The organism is Pseudomonas sp. 21LCFQ02 (assembly GCF_024129895.2).
Lineage (GTDB): Bacteria > Pseudomonadota > Gammaproteobacteria > Pseudomonadales > Pseudomonadaceae > Aquipseudomonas.
Window position 1 is genome coordinate 2,364,929 of the sequence record NZ_CM178749.1, and the last position, 18,731, is coordinate 2,383,659.

The window sequence follows — 18,731 nt, forward strand, 5'->3', positions numbered from 1 at the left end:
GTGCGTCCTGCGGCCGCTGATGAGGCTTTTGGCGTCTGAATCACGAGGTAAATCAAGCCGCTGGCAATTCGTTCTTCTGTGATCGACCGGGCCCTTTGGCCCAGCTTCCTATCGACAAGGACGCATTGCATGAATGCCCAAGACGCACTGAAACTCGCTCGCCGCTTTATCGAACTGCCTCAGGAAAAACGCCGCCTGTTTCTGGAGGGGTTGCAACAGCAAGGGGTGGACTTTGCCCTGTTCCCGATTCCGGCCGAGGTGTTGGTAGATGAGCGTGACGGGTTGTCTTATGCCCAGCAGCGGATGTGGTTCTTGTGGCAGCTCGACCCGCAGAGCGCCGCCTACAACCTGCCGATGGCTGTGCGCCTGAACGGCGAGCTGGATAACGCAGCGCTGCAAAGCGCCTTCGATGGTCTGGTCGCCCGGCATGAAACCCTGCGCAGCCAGTTCAGTGAACAGGATGGCGTGGTCCGCCAGCGGATTGTCGAGCCGTTTGCGGTCAGCATTGCCTGCCATGATTTGAGTGCCCTTGCTACCGACGCTCGCGAAGAACAGGTCCGCACCCTCGCCGATGCCGAGGCCCTGGCACCTTTCGATCTGGCCCACGGCCCACTGCTGCGCGTGCAGTTGCTCAAACTTGCCGATCAAGAGCATGTGCTGCTGCTGACCCTGCACCACATCGTCGCCGACGGCTGGTCGTATAACGTGCTGATCGACGAATTCATTCGCCTCTACGACGCGGCCAGCAGCGGCAGTGACGCAGCCCTGCAACCGCTGCCGATCCAGTACCGCGACTACGCCCTGTGGCAGCGCAGCTGGCTGGAGGCCGGTGAGCAGGATCGTCAACTGGACTACTGGCGCGCCAAGCTCGGCGATGACCACGCACCACTGGAACTGCCCATCGACCATTCGCGCCCGGTAACGCCGAGCTATCGCGGTGCGCGTCACGAGTTCCAGGTTGAACCGGCCCTGGCCGAGCGTCTGCGTGGCCTGGCCCGTGAACAGGGCGTGACCCTGTTCATGGTGCTGCTGGCGGCCTTCAAGGTACTGCTGCATCGCTACAGCGGCCAGCAGGCGATCCGCGTTGGCGTGCCGGTGGCCAACCGTAATCGGGCGGAAGTGGAAGGGCTGATTGGTTGCTTTATCAATACCCAGGTGCTGCATACCGAGATTGATCCGCTGATTGATGTGCGGGAGTTATTGCAGCGGGTCAAGGAGACTGCGCTGGGTGCGCAGGGGCATCAGGAGTTGCCGTTTGAGCGGTTGGTGGAGGCTTTCGGTCTGGACCGCAGCCTGAGCATCAGCCCGCTGTTCCAGGTGATGTTCAACCACCAGTCGCAGGTGGCGGATGCCGGAGCGATCAAGGGACAGTCCGGCCTGAGTATTGCGGCGCTGGAGCGGGAAACGCGGATTGCCCAGTTTGATTTGTCGCTGGATACCTATGAGAAGGGCGGCAAACTGTTTGCGGCCTTCGGCTATGCCACGGATCTGTTTGACAGTCGCACCGTGGCGCAAATGGCCGGTCACTACAGCAACTTGTTGTTGGCTTTGGCCACCCAGCCGCAAGCTCGCGTCTGCGAGCTGGTAGTACTGGACGATGAGCAGCGTCGGCAGATTGTTCAAGGTTGGAACGTCACCCAGGTGGATTACCCCTTGCATCGTGGCGTGCATCAACTGATCGAAGCCCAAGCCGAGCAAACACCCCAGGCCCCGGCCCTGACGTTTGGCGCGCAAACCCTGACCTACGCCGAACTCAATGCCCGGGCCAACCGCCTGGCCCACCATCTTATTGCCCAGGGTGTGCAGCCCGACGGGCTGGTCGGCATCGCGGCGGAGCGCTCGGTGGAGATGGTGGTTGGCCTTTTGGCGATTCTCAAGGCCGGTGGCGCTTATGTGCCGCTGGACCCGGAGTACCCGACCGAGCGCCTCGCCTACATGCTGGAAGACAGCGGCATCCGCCTGCTGTTGAGCCAGTCGCATCTGGACTTGCCGCTGAGCGAAGGCGTGCAGCGTATTGATCTGGACCAACAAGGTGATTGGCTGGCCGGTTTTGCCGACAGCAATCCACAGGTGTTGCTCACCGGTGAGCACCTGGCCTATGTGATCTACACCTCCGGCTCGACCGGCAAGCCCAAAGGCGCCGGCAACCGCCATTCGGCACTCACCAACCGTTTGTGCTGGATGCAGCAGGCCTATGGGCTGGAGGCCAGCGACAGCGTGATGCAGAAGACCCCGTTCAGCTTTGACGTATCGGTGTGGGAATTCTTCTGGCCGCTGATGACCGGCGCCCGTCTGGTGGTTGCGCAACCCGGCGCGCATCGTGATCCGGCGCAATTGGTCGAGCTGATCAATCGTGAAAACATCAGCACGCTGCACTTCGTACCTTCGATGCTGCAGGCTTTCCTGCAGGACGCCAATGTCGGTTCCTGCAGCAGCCTGAAACGCATCTTATGCAGCGGCGAGGCGCTGCCGGTGGATGCCCAACTGCAGGTATTCAGCAAGCTGCCACAAGCAGGCCTGTACAACCTCTACGGCCCGACTGAAGCGGCCATCGACGTGACTCACTGGACCTGTGTGGACGAAGGCTGCGATGCAGTACCTATCGGTCTGCCGATTTCCAACCTTGGCTGTCACGTGCTGGACGCCAACCTGGAGCCGGTACCGGTCGGTGTGCTGGGCGAGCTGTATCTGTTTGGCGAAGGCCTGGCGCGGGGTTACCACCAGCGACCCGCACTGACCGGCGAGCGCTTCGTGGCCAGTCCTTTCGCTGATGGGGCGCGGATGTATCGCACCGGCGACCTGGCCCGCTACCGTAACGACGGTGTGATCGAATACGCCGGCCGAATCGACCACCAGGTCAAATTGCGCGGCCTGCGTATTGAACTAGGCGAAATCGAAGCGCGCCTGCTGGAGCATGAATCGGTGCGTGAAACCGCTGTGCTGGCGGTGGATGGCAAGCATCTGGTGGGCTACGTGGTGTTGGCGCAGCAGAGCGATGACTGGCGTGAGTCGCTGGCTGCCTATCTGGCCCAAAGCCTGCCGGACTACATGGTGCCGGCACAGTGGATCGACCTTGCGCAGATGCCGCTGAGTCCCAACGGCAAACTAGACCGCAAAGCCCTGCCACGACCCGACGCAGGCACAGCGCAAACCGAATATGCCGCCCCGCAAAACGGACTGGAACAGCGCATTGCCGAGATCTGGCAAGACGTGCTCAAGCGCGAGCAGATCGGCCGCAACGACAACTTCTTCGAACTGGGCGGCGACTCCATCGTCTCCATTCAGGTCGTCAGCCGCGCACGCCAGGCCGGCATCCAGTTCAGCCCCAAGGACCTGTTCCTGCACCAGACCGTGCGCAGCCTGGCTGCTGTGGCTGAAACCGGCACCGAAGTCCTGCTGATCGATCAGGGGCCGGCTATTGGTGACGTACAGCTCACACCGGTACAACACTGGTTCTTCGAGCTGCCGATGTCCGAGCGGCAACACTGGAACCAGTCGCTGCTGCTGGACGCCCAGCAACCCATCGTTGCAGAACGGCTGGAACAGGCTCTGCAAGCGGTGGTGCAGCGGCATGATGCACTGCGCCTGCGTTACGCATCCGAAGGAGGTAGCTGGCGCCAGTGGTATGCCGATGTTGGCACCGAGCAGAACCTGCTTTGGCAGGGGCCTGATAGTGAGGCTTTCCAGGATGAGGTGCAGCGCAGCCTGAACCTGGCCGAAGGCCCCTTGCTTCGCGCCGCGCTAATGGACCGCCCTGAGGGTGGTCAGCGCCTGTTGTTGGCCATCCATCACCTGGTGGTGGACGGCGTGTCCTGGCGGATCCTGCTTGAAGACCTGCAGATCGCCTATCAGGGTTTGGCGCTGCCAGCCAAGACCAGCTCATACCAAAGCTGGGCGGCACGTCTTGAAGCGTTGGTAAACACCGAGCAGCGTCAGCAAGAACTCGATGGCTGGCTGACCCGCCTGCAAGGCCCGGTGCAAGAGTTGCCGCGTGACAACCCGGACGGCGGCCTGCTCAACAAGCATGGTGCGACACTCGATATCTGTCTGGATGCCGAACATACCGAGCGCCTGCTCAAGCAAGCACCCGCCGCATACCGCACCCAAGTTAACGATCTGTTACTCACAGCTCTGGCGCGCGTGCTGTGCCGCTGGAGCGGCAACGAGTCGGTGCTGGTGCAGATGGAAGGGCACGGTCGTGAAGACCTGTTCGACGACATCGACCTGACCCGCACCGTGGGTTGGTTCACCAGCCTGTATCCGGTGAAGCTGACCCCCGTTGCTGAGCTTTCAGCCTCTTTAAAGGCAGTGAAAGAACAACTGCGCGATGTACCTGAAAAGGGCCTGGGTTATGGCCTGCTGCGTTATCTGGGTAGCCCGCAAACCCGCCAGGCCCTGGCAGCGCTGCCGCAACCCCGTGTCACCTTCAACTACCTGGGGCAGTTCGATAGCCAGTTCGACGAAAAAGCCTTGTTCACCCCAGCCGGCAAAGGCGGCGGCCAGGCCCAGGCGGACGATGCGCCATTGGCCAACTGGCTCAGCGTTGAAGGCCAGGTGTACGGTGGTGAACTGTCACTGCGCTGGGGCTATAGCGCAGAAATGTACCGGGCAGAAACCATCCAGCGACTGGCCGATGAACTGGTTGCTGAGCTGCATGCAGTGATTGAGCATTGCACGGATACACAGACCTTTGCGGTCACGCCGTCTGACTTCCCGCTGGCGAAATTGACCCAGGCGCAACTGGATGACCTGCCGGTTGCTGCTCGGGATATCGAGGATATCTACCCGCTGTCACCGATGCAGCAGGGCATGCTGTTCCATACCCTTTATGAACAGGAGGGGGGGGACTATATCAACCAGATGCGGGTGGATGTGGATGGCTTGAATGTAGAGCAATTCAGGAAGGCCTGGCAGGACACCCTGAATGCCCACGACATTCTGCGTACGGCCTTTTTCTGGAAGGGGGACGTGGCACCGATTCAGGTCGTCAAGCAGCACGTAGAGATACCGTTGATCATGCATGACTGGCGTGGCCAGAGTTCACAGGTTCAGCGACTCGACGCTCTTGCCCAAGCCGAGCGCAGCCAAGGGTTCGAGTTATCCAGCGCGCCATTGCTGCGCCTAGTGCTGGTTCGTACGCACGAGCGGCGGTATCACATGATCCAGACACATCATCACATTCTGATTGACGGCTGGAGTAATGCCCAACTGCTCGCTGAGGTCTTGCAGCGCTATGCCGGGCAGCCGGTCACCTCAGCAGGTGGGCGCTATCATAACTACATCGAGTGGTTGCAAACGCGCGATACTCTGATTACCCAAGCCTTTTGGGAGGATCAACTGGCACCGCTGAGTGTGCCGACCCGCCTGTCTGCGGGCACGTACCGGGACGTCACTGGTCAAGGCCAATACCTGCGCCAAATCGATCCGCAGACGACCCGCCAACTGGCGGAGTTCGCCCAACGTCACAAGATCACGGTCAATACCCTGCTGCAGGGCGCGTGGGCATTGCTTGTGCAGCGCCATTGTGGTCAACAAACAGTCGCTTTCGGCACGACAGTGTCGGGGCGACCAGCGCAACTGCAGGGCATTGAGGCTCAGATAGGCCTGTTTATCAACACGCTGCCGGTGATTGCCACACCGCAGCCACAACAAAGTGTTGTGGACTACCTGCAGTGGATGCAGGAGCTGAACCTGGCGTTGCGCGAGCATGAGCACACACCGCTTTACGATATCCAGCGCTGGGCGGGTCAAGGGGGTGATGCCTTGTTCGACAGCATCCTGGTCTTCGAGAACTTCCCGGTGGCCGATGCCTTGCGCCAAAGCCCCGGCGAGCTGGTCTTTTCCACTCTGGACAGCCACGAGCAAACCAACTATCCACTGACGCTTGGCATCACCCTGGGTCAGAGCCTGACCCTGGAATACGTTTTTGCCAAGCGCAGCTTCGATGAGCAGACCATTGCGGGCTTGAACCAGCACTTGCTGCAACTGTTGCAGCAGATCGTTGCAAACGCGCACAAGCCCCTGGGCGAGCTCACCTTGCTTGACAGTGAACAGCACCGGCAAGCGCTGCGCGATTGGCATCAGTCAAATCAAGCGCTGCCCAAGGGCGGTGTTGCCGCAGCGTTCTCCCGTCAGGTTGCAGTCGCACCCGATAAGATTGCGCTGATACATGATGATGAACATCTGAGTTACGCCGAGCTTGATTACCGTGCTCAATGCCTGGCTCGGGGTCTGCGAGCGCGTGGTGTTGGTCCTCAGGCTTTGGTGGCGATCGCGGCTGAGCGTTCCTTTGATCTGGTCGTGGGGTTGCTGGCTATTCTCAAGAGCGGTGCCGGTTACCTGCCGCTAGACCCAAGTTATCCGGCGCAGCGTCTGGACTACATGATGCGCGACAGTGGCGCACGCTGGCTGCTTTGCCAGGACTCACTGATAGATCAGGTGCCATGCCCGCAAACGGTCGAGCGATTACCGCTGCAGGTCGCTGCCTGGCCGACACAGACCGATAAGCAAGTACTACCTGAGCCAGATGGCGGGACACTGGCCTATGTGATCTACACCTCCGGTTCTACCGGGCAACCCAAAGGCGTGGCCGTCAGCCAGGCTGCACTGGTCGGGCACTGTCAGGCTGCTGCGCAGTTTTACGGCGTAGGCCCCAGCGATTGCCAGTTGTGGTTTGCCTCGGTCAGTTTTGATGCCGCAGCGGAACAGTTGTTCATGCCGTTGCTGGTGGGGGCTCGGGTCCTGCTGGGTGATCCTGGGCAATGGAGCGCCATGCGTCTGGCCGATGAGGTAGAACGCCATGGTGTGACCATTGTCGATGTGCCGCCGGCCTACCTGAAGCAGCAGGCCGAGGCATTGCACCATAGCGGTCGGCAGATCGGTGTGCGCACCTGCATTATTGGTGGTGAGGCCTGGGATGCCGGATTGCTGGTCCAGCAGGCAGTGCAGGCGCAAAACTGGTTCAATGCTTACGGCCCTACCGAGGCGGTGATCACCCCACTGGCCTGGCGCTGCCAGATACAGGACGATGCAGCCTTGGCGATCGGTCGTGCACTGGGCTCGCGTCGGGCGTGCATTCTGGATTCGACCCTGCAGCCGTGTGCACCAGGAATGGCCGGTGAGCTTTGTATCGGCGGCCAAGGTCTTGCCGATGGTTACCTGGGGCGTCCAGGACAGACCGCCGAACGTTTTGTTGCCGATCCCTTCTCTGCTGCCGGCGAGCGTTTGTATCGCACTGGCGATCTGGCCCGTTATCGGGCTGATGGTCAGATCGAATTCCTTGGCCGGGTCGACCAGCAAGTCAAGATTCGTGGCTTTCGTATCGAGACCGGCGAGATTGAAGCCCATCTGCTGGCCCACCCGCAGGTTGCCCAAGCGGCTGTAGTGGCAGTGGACGCCGTGGGTGGTCCGCAGTTGGCTGCGTATCTGGTGCTCGGTGACCCACTGCAGAGCGAGGCGTTGCTGGCTGAGGTGCGCGATTGGCTGGCCGAACGGCTGCCGGCGTACATGCAACCGACGTCATGGCAATGGCTGGCGGGCTTGCCGCGCAACGCCAACGGTAAGCTCGATCGCAAGGCGTTGCCCAAACCTGTGACCGAGACTCGCCGTCAGGGCGGTGAAGCGCCACGCCAAGGTCTGGAACAGCAAGTAGCGGCCATCTGGGAGCAGTTGCTGGGCGTCGAACGTGTCGCGCGTGATGAACAATTCTTCGAGCTCGGTGGCCACTCTCTCAGCGCCATCCGAATGATTTCGCGTTTGCGTCACGATCTGCAAATTGAAGTGCCCGTACGCGCTCTGTTCGAGCAGCCAGTGCTGGCCGACTTCGTCGCAGGTCTCAAGCAACTGGCGGCCGGGTCGGCGCCAGCCTTGCAAGCGCTACCGCGCGATCGCGCGCTGCCCCTCTCGTATGCCCAGCAACGCATGTGGTTCCTCTGGAAGCTTGAGTCGCATAGCGCGGCCTACCATTTGCCCAGCGTGCTGCGTGTGCGTGGCTGCCTGAACATGGTGGCGCTGCAGCAGGCCTTCAACGAACTGGTATCACGCCACGAAACCTTGCGCACGCGTTTTGAAGAGATCGATGGACAGGCCTACCAGATGATCATGGCGGACGCGCCGCTGCCTGTGGTATTGGAAGAGTGTCCGGGTGCGAGTGAGCAAAGCCTTCGTGAGCGGGTAGAGGCACAAATTCGCGAGCCATTCGATCTGGAGCAGGGGGTGTTGGTGCGTGTGCGCCTGCTGCGTCTGGCCCAAGATGATCATGTACTGATCGTTACTCAGCATCACATTGTTTCCGATGCCTGGTCGACGCAGGTGCTTGTCGAGGAACTGGTGCAGTGCTACGCGGCATTCGATAAGGGGGAGCCTGCATCATTGACGGCGCTGGCGGTGCAATACGCCGACTATGCGGTCTGGCAGCGCGCCTGGATGGATGCAGGTGAACGCGAGCGCCAGTTGGGGTACTGGACTGATCGGCTGGCCGGTGAGCAGTTCTTGCAGTTGCCCACCGATTTTCCGCGCCCGGCCGAACAGTCGTTTCGCGGCGCGCAACGATCACTGATCTTGCCTGAGGTGATGGCTCAAGGCCTGCGGCAGTTAGCCCAGCGACTGCAAGTAACGCCATTCATGTTGCTGCTGGCTTCATTCCAGGTGCTGCTGCACCGCTACAGCGGGCAGGGCGATATTCGCGTAGGGGTGCCGGTAGCCAACCGCAACCGTTTGGAAACCGAGCGTCTGATTGGCTTCTTCGTCAATACCCAAGTATTGCGTGTCGATGTTGAGCCTGGGATGAGTTTCTCCAGCCTGCTGGAGCAAGTGCGCCAAGCTGCCCTCCAGGCTCAGGCTCATCAAGACCTGCCGTTCGAGCAATTGGTCGAGGCCCTGCATCCTGAGCGCAGCCTGAGCCATAGCCCGTTGTTTCAAGTGATGTTCAACCATCAGCGAGAGGGGGCTGGTGACGCTTCGAAGGCGCAAATACCTGGCTTGCATGTCGAGCCACTGGAGTGGGAAAACCATAGCGCGCAGTTTGATCTGACTCTCAATACCGTTGAGTCCGGTGCCGGGCTGTCGGCGACCTGGATTTACGCTACCGATCTTTTCCGTGCTCAAACCATTGAAAGTTTGTCCCAGCACTGGTTGAACCTGCTGCAAGCGATCATCGATGAGCCGCAGCAGCGGGTGGGTGAACTGCCCATGCTTGGTACCGGCGAGCGCGAGCACATCGAGCGCGACTGGAACGCCAACCGACTCGATTTTGACCGTGAGCAATGCATCCATCGTCTGATCGAGGCTCAGGTCCTGCGCACGCCCCAGGCGCTGGCAGTCATTTGGGGCGAGGAGCAACTCGATTACGCGACGCTTAATGCCCGCGCCAACCGCCTGGCCCGTCATTTGGTGAGCCTGGGCGCAGGGCCGGAGGTCCGCGTGGGGGTTGCGATGCCGCGTGGCCTGCCGATGTTGATCGCGCTGCTGGCGGTGTTGAAGTCGGGCAGCACTTATGTGCCGCTGGACCCGGACTACCCGTCGCAGCGGGTCGCCTACATGCTTGAGGACAGCTGTGCGCGCATCTTGCTTACCGAACGTGCGGTGCTCGATGTCTTGCAACTGCAGGGCCAGTTCAAGACCGTGCTGCTGGATCAATGGTCAATGGCGCAAGGTGACAGCGCCAATCTGGATGATCGGGCTGTGGCCGGCAACCTGGCTTATGTCATCTATACCTCTGGCTCCACCGGTCAGCCCAAGGGCGTGGCTATCACTCACCGCAATGTGGCGGCGCTGGCGGCCTGGTCGCAGCAGGTGTACAGCCAGGAAGATATTCAGGGGGTTCTGGCTTCGACGTCGATCTGTTTCGATCTGTCGGTATGGGAGCTGTTTGTGACCCTCAGCGCAGGGGGCTTGATCGTGGGGGCGCGCAATGCGCTGGAGCTGCCTGAGCTTGCCGCCCGCGAGCGGGTAAAACTGATCAACACCGTGCCGTCGGCAGCCAACGCGCTGCTGCGTGCGGGGCAGATTCCGCAAAGTGTGCGCATCATCAACCTGGCTGGCGAGCCGCTCAAGCAGTCGCTGGTTGAATCGCTCTATACACTGGAAAACGTACAACATGTCTATGACCTGTACGGTCCTTCAGAAGATACGACCTACTCGACCTGGACCCGTCGAGAGATCGGTGGCCATGCCAATATCGGTCGCCCGCTACCCAATACGGCGAGCTACCTGCTTGATGATGAACTGCTTTCGGTGCCTGTCGGGATCCCGGCTGAGCTGTACCTGGCCGGTGACGGCATTACCCGTGGCTACCTGCTGCGTCCAGGTCTGACGGCTGAAAAGTACTTGCCCAACCCGTTTGCCGCCGATGGTTCGCGGCTGTATCGCACCGGTGATCTGGCACGCTACGGTACGCACGGGGTACTTGAGTACGCTGGGCGTATCGATCACCAGATCAAGGTTCGTGGATTGCGCATTGAGCTGGGTGAGATCGAAGCCTGTCTCCAGGCTCTTGGCGGTTTGCGTGAGTCGGCAGTGCTGGCGGTGGAGCTCAATGGTTCTGCGCAACTGGTGGCCTATGTGGTCGCTCAGGATAAAGAGGCTGATGAGGCCTTGCTGGGCAAGACGTTGAAAGCCGGTTTACAGCAACGACTGCCGGACTACATGGTGCCGTCGCACCTGTTGTTCCTGGACGCGTTGCCGCTGAGCCCCAACGGCAAACTGGACCGCAAAGCGCTGCCTCTGCCAGATGCTCGCCAGCACCAGCAGCAGTACGTGGCGCCGCAAACGGCGCCGGAGCAGCAAGTGGCGGTGATCTGGGCCGAAGTGCTGAAGGTTGATCGGGTCGGGTTGACCGACAACTTCTTCGAGTCGGGCGGGCACTCATTGCTGGCGACCCAGGTGATGTCGCGGGTGCGCCAGACGCTCAATGTCGAGCTGGGGCTACGGGTGCTGTTCGAGGCCCCGGTGCTGTCGGAGTTCGTTGCTCGTGTGGTTGCTGCAAGCGCCGGCCAGGCGTCGGTCATCGAGCGGGTGGCGCGAGATCAACCGTTGCCGCTGTCGTTTGCCCAGCAGCGGCTATGGTTTTTGTGGCAACTGGAGCCGGACAGCGCGGCCTACAACATCCCGGTGGCACTGCGTTTGAGTGGCGTGCTGGACCGTGAAGCGCTGCGCCGCAGCTTCGATGCACTGGTTGCACGTCACGAGACCCTGCGCACCACCTTGCGCCAGGACGGCGAGCAGGCGGTGCAAATCATTCACTCGATACAGACGGTACCGATTGCCGTTGAAGTGCTGGAGCCCCAAGCGGATATTCGCGCTCACGTGGAGGCTGAGATTCACCAGCCCTTCGACCTGGTCAATGGACCGCTGCTACGGGTCAGGTTGCTGCGCGTGACCGAAGACGATCACGTGCTGGTGTTGACGATGCACCACATCGTTTCCGATGGTTGGTCGATGCCGGTGATGGTGGAGGAACTGGTCAGCCTGTATGAAGGCTACCGTGACGGCCAGACAATCAGCTTGCCAGAACTGCCGGTGCAATACGCCGACTACGCGGTTTGGCAGCGTCAGTGGATGGAAGCCGGGGAGCAGCAGCGTCAACTGGCGTACTGGCAAGAACAGCTGGGTGGCGAACAGCCGGTGCTGGCGTTGCCGCTGGACCGACCGCGCCCTTCGATGCAAAGCCATGCGGGTGCCAGCCTTGAGCTTGCGCTGGACACCGGGCTGCTCACGGCGCTCAAACAGGTGGCCCAGCAACAGGGTGTGACGCTGTTCATGGTGATGCTGGCTTCGTTCCAGGCGCTGCTGCATCGCTACTCGGGGCAGGCAGACATCCGTGTCGGGGTGGCCAACGCTAACCGTAACCGGATGGAAACGGAGCGTTTGATCGGCTTTTTCGTCAACACCCAGGTGCTGAAGGCCGATTTTGCACCGCACACCACGTTCAATGCATTGCTGCAACAGGTCAAGGGTGCGGCACTGGGCGCCCAGGCGCATCAGGACCTGCCGTTCGAGCAATTGGTGGAAGCCTTGCAGGTCGAACGCAGCCTGAGCCACAGCCCATTGTTTCAGGTGATGCTCAATTATCAGAGCGAAACTCAAGGGACGGCTCGCAGCCTGCCAGGGCTGGAGGTCCAAAGGCTGGAATGGCAAGAACGCACGGCCAAGTTCGATCTGACCCTGGACCTGTTTGAAGGTCAGGATCAGGTAAGCGCCTCGTTGATCTATGCGACGGCGTTGTTTGATGTTGCGACCATCGAGCGGCTGGGCTGCCATTGGCAGCAATTGCTGGTGCAGATGGTGCACCAGCCGCAGCGGCCGATTGCCGAACTGCCCTTGCTCAATGCCCAGGAACATGACCAGATCGTTAATGACTGGAACCGTACTGAAGTCAGTTACCCGACCGAATCGTGCATTCATGAGCTGATCGAGCAACAAGTGGTCAAGACCCCGGATGCCACGGCGTTGGTGTTTGCTGAACAGTCGCTGAGCTATGCCGAACTCAACCGTCGTGCCAACCGTTTGGCGCACCGGTTGCGCGGGTTGGGTGTAGGCCCGGACGTGCTGGTGGGCATCGCGGTGGAGCGCTCGATCGAGATGGTGGTGGGGCTGCTGGCGATCCTCAAGGCCGGGGGTGCCTACGTGCCGCTGGACCCTGAATACCCGCAGGAGCGCCTGACCTACATGATCGAGGACAGCGGCGTGCAGTTGCTGCTGACCCAGGGGCATCTGCGCTTGCCGGTGGCTGTCGGTGTACAGACTCTGGATCTTGATCTTGATCTTGATCTGGAACCGGGCACGGAGGCCGAGCACAACCCGCAGGTGGCCGTGGCCCCGGAAAACCTGGCCTATGTGATTTATACCTCAGGTTCCACCGGGCGTCCGAAGGGGGCGGGCAACCGCCACTCGGCACTGGTCAACCGACTGTGCTGGATGCAGCAGGCCTATGGTCTGGAGGCGACCGACAGCGTGCTGCAAAAGACCCCGTTCAGCTTCGACGTGTCGGTCTGGGAGTTTTTCTGGCCGTTGCTGACCGGGGCACGCCTGGTCATGGCGGCGCCGGGTGATCACCGCGACCCTGGGCGGCTGGTCGAGCTGATCACCGGTGAGCAGATCACCACGTTGCATTTTGTGCCGTCGATGCTGCAAGCCTTCTTGCAGGACGCCGGTGTTGCGCAATGTCGCAGCCTCAAGCGCATCGTGTGCAGTGGCGAGGCGCTGCCGGCCGATGCCCAGCAGCAGGTGTTCGCCAAGCTGCCGGCTGCTGCGCTGTACAACCTGTATGGCCCGACCGAGGCGGCCATCGACGTGACGCACTGGACCTGCCGTGAGGAAGGCCGCGACAGCGTGCCGATCGGTGAGCCGATCAGCAACCTGAGCTGCTACATCCTGGACGCCGAGTTGCAGGCGGTGCCGGTAGGTGTGCTGGGCGAGCTGTACCTGGGTGGAGCCGGCCTTGCGCGCGGCTACCACCGCCGTCCGGGGCTGACGGCCGAGCGCTTTGCGGTAAGTCCGTACGGTGACGGCGAGCGCCTGTACCGCACCGGCGACCTGGCGCGTTACCGGGCGGACGGTGTAATTGAATACGCCGGTCGCATCGACCATCAGGTCAAGCTGCGCGGGCTGCGTATCGAGCTGGGCGAGATCGAGGCGCGGTTGCTGGAGCTTGAGTGGGTGCGCGAGGCGGTGGTGAGTGTGCTCGATGGCAAGCAACTGGTGGGCTATGTGGTGCTGGCCCGGGATGTTGAACAGTGGCAGGCAGCGCTGGCGCAGCACCTGGGCCGTGGCCTGCCGGAGTACATGGTGCCGAGCCAGTGGCTGGCGCTGGAGCAGTTGCCGTTGTCACCCAATGGCAAGCTGGACCGCAAGGCGTTGCCGCGCCCTGATCTGGACAGTCACGTGCGCGAATATCAGGCACCGGGTAACTCCAAGGAGCAACGCTTGGCGCAGGTCTGGGCACAAGTGCTACGGCTGGAACGCGTGGGGGTCAATGACAACTTCTTCGAGCTTGGTGGCGACTCCATCATCTCGATTCAGGTGGTTGGGCGCGCTCGCCAACAAGGTCTGCACTTTACACCCAAAGAGCTGTTCCAGCATCAAACCGTGCGCGGGTTGGCGGCCATTTTGCGTGAGGACGCCGAGGTGACACTGGCTGAGCAGGGGCCGGTCACCGGTGATATGCCGCTGTTGCCGTTCCAGAACTGGTTCTTTGCTCAGTCAATGAGTGAGCCGCATCACTGGAACCAATCGCTGCTGCTGCGCAGCAATGAAGCGGTGGATGCCGGCGCATTGGAGCAGGCGCTGTTGGCACTGTTCGTTCACCATGACGCGTTGCGCCTGCGCTTTACCGAGGGCCGTGCCGAACACGGTCCGCTGCAACCGTCCCAGCCATTGCTGTGGCGCACGGCGGTGCAGGGCAGCGAAGAGATCGAGGCGACCTGCGAAGAGGCCCAGCGCAGTCTGGACCTGGCACACGGCCCGCTGCTGCGCGCGGTGCTGATTGACCTGGCCGACGCTTCGCAGCGCCTGTTGCTGGTGATCCATCACCTGGTAGTCGATGGCGTGTCCTGGCGGGTGCTGCTGCAAGATTTGCAAGACGCTTATCGCCAGGCATTGGCCGGAAAGACACCGCAGTTGCCTGTCAAAACCAGCGCCTTCAAGGCCTGGGGCGAACGCCTGCAGCAATACGCTGTGGGCCTTGATGGCGAGCTGCCCTACTGGCAGTGTCAGCTTGAGGGTGCCCCGGTGGGCCTGCCGGATGCTCAGGTGGGCGCCAGCTTGCAGAACCGTCACCGTGAAAGCGTTCAGGTGCGGCTCAATGCCGATCTGACTCAGCGCTTGTTGCAACAGGCGCCGGCGGCTTACCGCACCCAGGTCAACGACTTGCTGCTGACGGCCCTGGCCGGTGTGGTGTGCCGCTGGAGTGGTGCCGACTCGGCATTGGTTGAGCTTGAAGGGCATGGCCGCGAGGATTTGTTCGACGATATTGACCTGAGCCGTACTCTGGGCTGGTTCACCAGTGCCTACCCAGTGCGCCTGACCCCGGCTGCCGAGCTGGGTGCCTCGATCAAACAGGTCAAGGAACAATTGCGCAGCGTGCCGCACAAGGGGCTTGGATTTGGTGTGCTGCGTTATCTGGCAAGCGAAGCCAGCGGCCAGGCGTTGGCGCAGTTGCCGGTACCGCGCATCACCTTCAACTATCTGGGTCAATTGGACGCAGAGTTCGAGCAAGGGGCGTTATTCGAACCTGCGCAGGAAAGTGCAGGTGAGGAGCAGAGCCGCCTGGCGCCCCTGGGTAACTGGCTGGTGTTCAATGGCCAGGTGTACGGCGGTGAGCTGAGCATGGACATCAGCTACAGCGGGCAGATGTTTGCGCGCTCGGTCATGGAGGATCTGGCCTGCGATTATGCCGCGCAACTGACGGCGCTGATCGAGCATTGCCAGGCGCCGCAAGGTTTCACCCCGTCGGACTTTGCGCTGGCGGGCCTGAGCCAGGCGCAGCTGGACGCCTTGCCCGTGCCGGTGGAGCAGGTGCAAGACATTTACCCGTTGTCGCCCATGCAGCAGGGCATGTTGTTTCACTCAAGTTTCGGTGACGTCGAAGGCGATTACATCAATCAGATGCAGGTCGAAGTCACAGGGCTTGATGTGGCGCGCTTCCAGGCGGCTTGGGATGCGGTGGTTCGGGCCCATGACAGCTTGCGTTGTGCGTTCGTTTGGTCGTCCGGACACGCTCAACCTGTACAGATCGTGCTACGCGACACCAAGGTGCCGCTCAGCGAGCTTGACTGGCGCGCTCGTGACGATCTGGCCGTTGCGATACCCGCCTTGGCTGGCCAAGAGCGCAGCCGAGGATTCGATATGCTGCAAGCACCGCTGCTGCGTCTGGTGCTGGTACGTATCGATGATGATCGTCATGCGCTGATCTATACCAGCCACCATATCCTCATGGATGGTTGGAGTAACACCCAACTGCTTGGTGAAGTGTTGCAGTGGTATAGCGATCAACGACCTTTGCCCTCCACCGGACGCTATGGCGATTACATCGCCTGGCTGCAGCGCCAGGACCGTCAGGTCAGTGAGACCTTCTGGCGCGAGCAACTGCTGGCCCTGGATGAGCCCACCCTGCTGGCCAGCACGTGCCAACAAAGCGGCGGTGTCGGCTACGACGTACATGACATGCTGATCGATGCTCAGATGACGACGCGTCTGGGACAGTTTGCTCGTTCACGCAAACTGACGGTCAATACCTTGGTGCAAGGTGCCTGGGCCCTGCTGCTGCAACGTCGTGGCGGCCAGAACACTGTGTCCTTCGGTGCAACTGTTGCTGGACGTCCGGCCGAACTGGCCGGGGTAGAGCAACAGATAGGTCTGTTCATCAATACCCTACCGGTCATTGTGCCTGTGCCCGCCGCGTGCACCTTGGGTGATTGGCTGGATGACTTGCAGCGGCTTAACCTGCGCATCCGCGAACATGAGCACACCCCCCTGTTCGATATCCAGAGCTGGTCCGGGCAGGGCGCAAGCGCGTTGTTCGACAGCTTGCTGGTATTTGAAAACTACCCTGTGGCCGAAGCCTTGCAACGGGGTGCCCCGTCGGGCCTGCGCTTTGGTCCGGTCTGTACCGAGGAGCAAAGCAACTACCCGCTCACTCTGGTCGTAGGGTTGGAAGAGCGCTTGTCGCTGCGTTACAGCTATGACCGCCAAGCGTTCAGTCCGGCAGCCATCCAGCAGATCAGCGATCAGTTGCGTTACCTGTTGCTACAGTTCCTGGAGCTGGGCGCCGAGGCTCGCCTCCAGACCCTGCAGTTGCTTGACGCTGAGCAGCGTCAAGCTGCGATAAAGGTCTGCAACCCTGCGCCGGCTGAGTTCTCCCTTGGCCAGCCGTTGCATCGTTTGATTGAGGCCCAAGCGAGGCAGGCACCGCAAGCGGTCGCGCTGATCTGTGACGCTCAGCAACTGGACTATGCCGGGCTGAACAGCCGTGCCAACCGTATGGCCCATGCGTTGATTGCCCAAGGTGTCGGTCCGGATGTGCTGGTGGGTCTGGCGGCCCGGCGCTCTCTGGAAATGGTGATCGGGTTGCTGGCCATTCTCAAGGCCGGTGGTGCTTACTTACCGCTGGATCCGGCCTATCCGCAGGAGCGTCTGAATTACATGATCGAGGACAGTGGCCTGAAACTGCTGCTCGGTCAGCGCGACATTGGCCTGGACCTCGCGCCTGATGTGCAGGTATTGGAGCTCACGGCAGACTACAGTGCGTTTCCTGATCACAACCCGGCCATTGAGATTTCACTGGATAATCTGGCCTACGTTATCTATACCTCCGGCTCGACTGGCAAGCCTAAAGGCACACTGCTAGCGCACCGTAACGTACTGCGGCTGTTCCAGGCCACTGACGCCTGGTTCGATTTCGGGCCTCAGGATTGCTGGACGTTGTTCCACTCCTATGCTTTTGACTTCTCGGTCTGGGAGCTGTTCGGCGCGCTGTTGCACGGTGGGCGCCTGGTGATCGTGTCTCAGGATGTCAGTCGCTCGCCGCAAGCGTTCTACCAGTTGCTCTGCGAACAGCGGGTCACGGTGCTCAACCAGACGCCATCGGCATTCCGTCAGTTGATGCAGGTGGCTTGTACCGAAGACCAGCGTTCTGATCATCATCTGCGCTACGTCGTGTTCGGCGGTGAAGCTCTGGAAGTCTCCACTCTGGGGGCCTGGTTCGACCGTTTCGGTGATCGTGCGCCGCAGTTGGTGAACATGTACGGTATTACCGAGACGACCGTACACGTGACTTATCGTCCGTTGTCGTTGGCCGACCTGCACCAAGGGGTGTCGAGCCCGATCGGTGTGCCGATCCCGGACCAGAGTCTGTACGTATTGGATGCGGATCTGAATCCGGTAGCGGCCGGTTGCATCGGCCAATTGTACGTCGGTCGCGAAGGTCTGGCCCGTGGCTACCTCAAGCGCACTGATCTCAGTGCCACGCGCTTCATTCCTGATCCCTTCGGTGGTGCCGGTGCACGGCTGTACCGCAGTGGCGACCTTGCACGTCACCGCAGCGATGGCGTCATCGAGTACATAGGGCGGGCGGACCATCAAGTGAAAATTCGTGGTTTCCGTATCGAATTGGGCGAGATCCAGGCTCGCCTGCAAGCCATGGCACAAGTGCGTGAAGCCGTGGTGCAGGCTCAGGACGGACCGAGCGGTTTGCAACTGGTCGGTTATGTTGTGGCCGCACATAAAGTTGTTGACCCAGAGGCCTTGCGTGAAGCACTGCGCACTGGCTTGCGCGAGGACTTGCCGGAGTACATGGTGCCTGCGCATCTGATGCTGCTCGAACGCATGCCGCTGACGGGCAACGGTAAGCTTGACCGCCGAGCGCTGCCGGTACCGGACGCCAATCTGTTGCAACAGGCTTATGTGGCGCCGCAAAGCGATCTGCAACAGCGCGTTGCGGCTGTGTGGGCCGGTGTACTGGAGTTGGAGCGGGTCGGGCTGAGCGACAATTTCTTCGAGCTTGGCGGCCATTCGTTGCTGGCCACCCAAGTGGTGTTGCGCCTGCGTGAGGCTCTCGGTCATGAGGTCCCGGTCAAGACGCTGTTCGCGGCCCGCGACTTGGCGGCTTTTTGTGAGGCCTTGCAGGCTGAGCAACCGACGCTCGATCCCCTGCACGATGTTTTGGCTAAATCCTTGGAGGACCTCAATCGTCTAACTGCCGATGATCTTGAAAAACTGATTTTCTAATGAGGACA

The 18,731-nt window shown here is 61.1% G+C and carries 1 protein-coding gene; it reads left to right on the plus strand.

Annotated features, from left to right (window positions below):
* Positions 1-129: 129 nt before the first annotated feature.
* Positions 130-18,723: a non-ribosomal peptide synthase/polyketide synthase gene (locus NJC40_RS10670; protein ID WP_492180523.1), complete on the plus strand. Its 18,594-nt coding sequence runs from the start codon at positions 130-132 to the stop codon at positions 18,721-18,723.
* Positions 18,724-18,731 lie beyond the last annotated feature (8 nt).

Coding starts and splice junctions, on each gene's coding strand:
- NJC40_RS10670 (WP_492180523.1), top strand. CDS start 130: ATGAATGCCCAAGACGCACTGAAACTCGCTCGCCGCTTTATCGAACTG.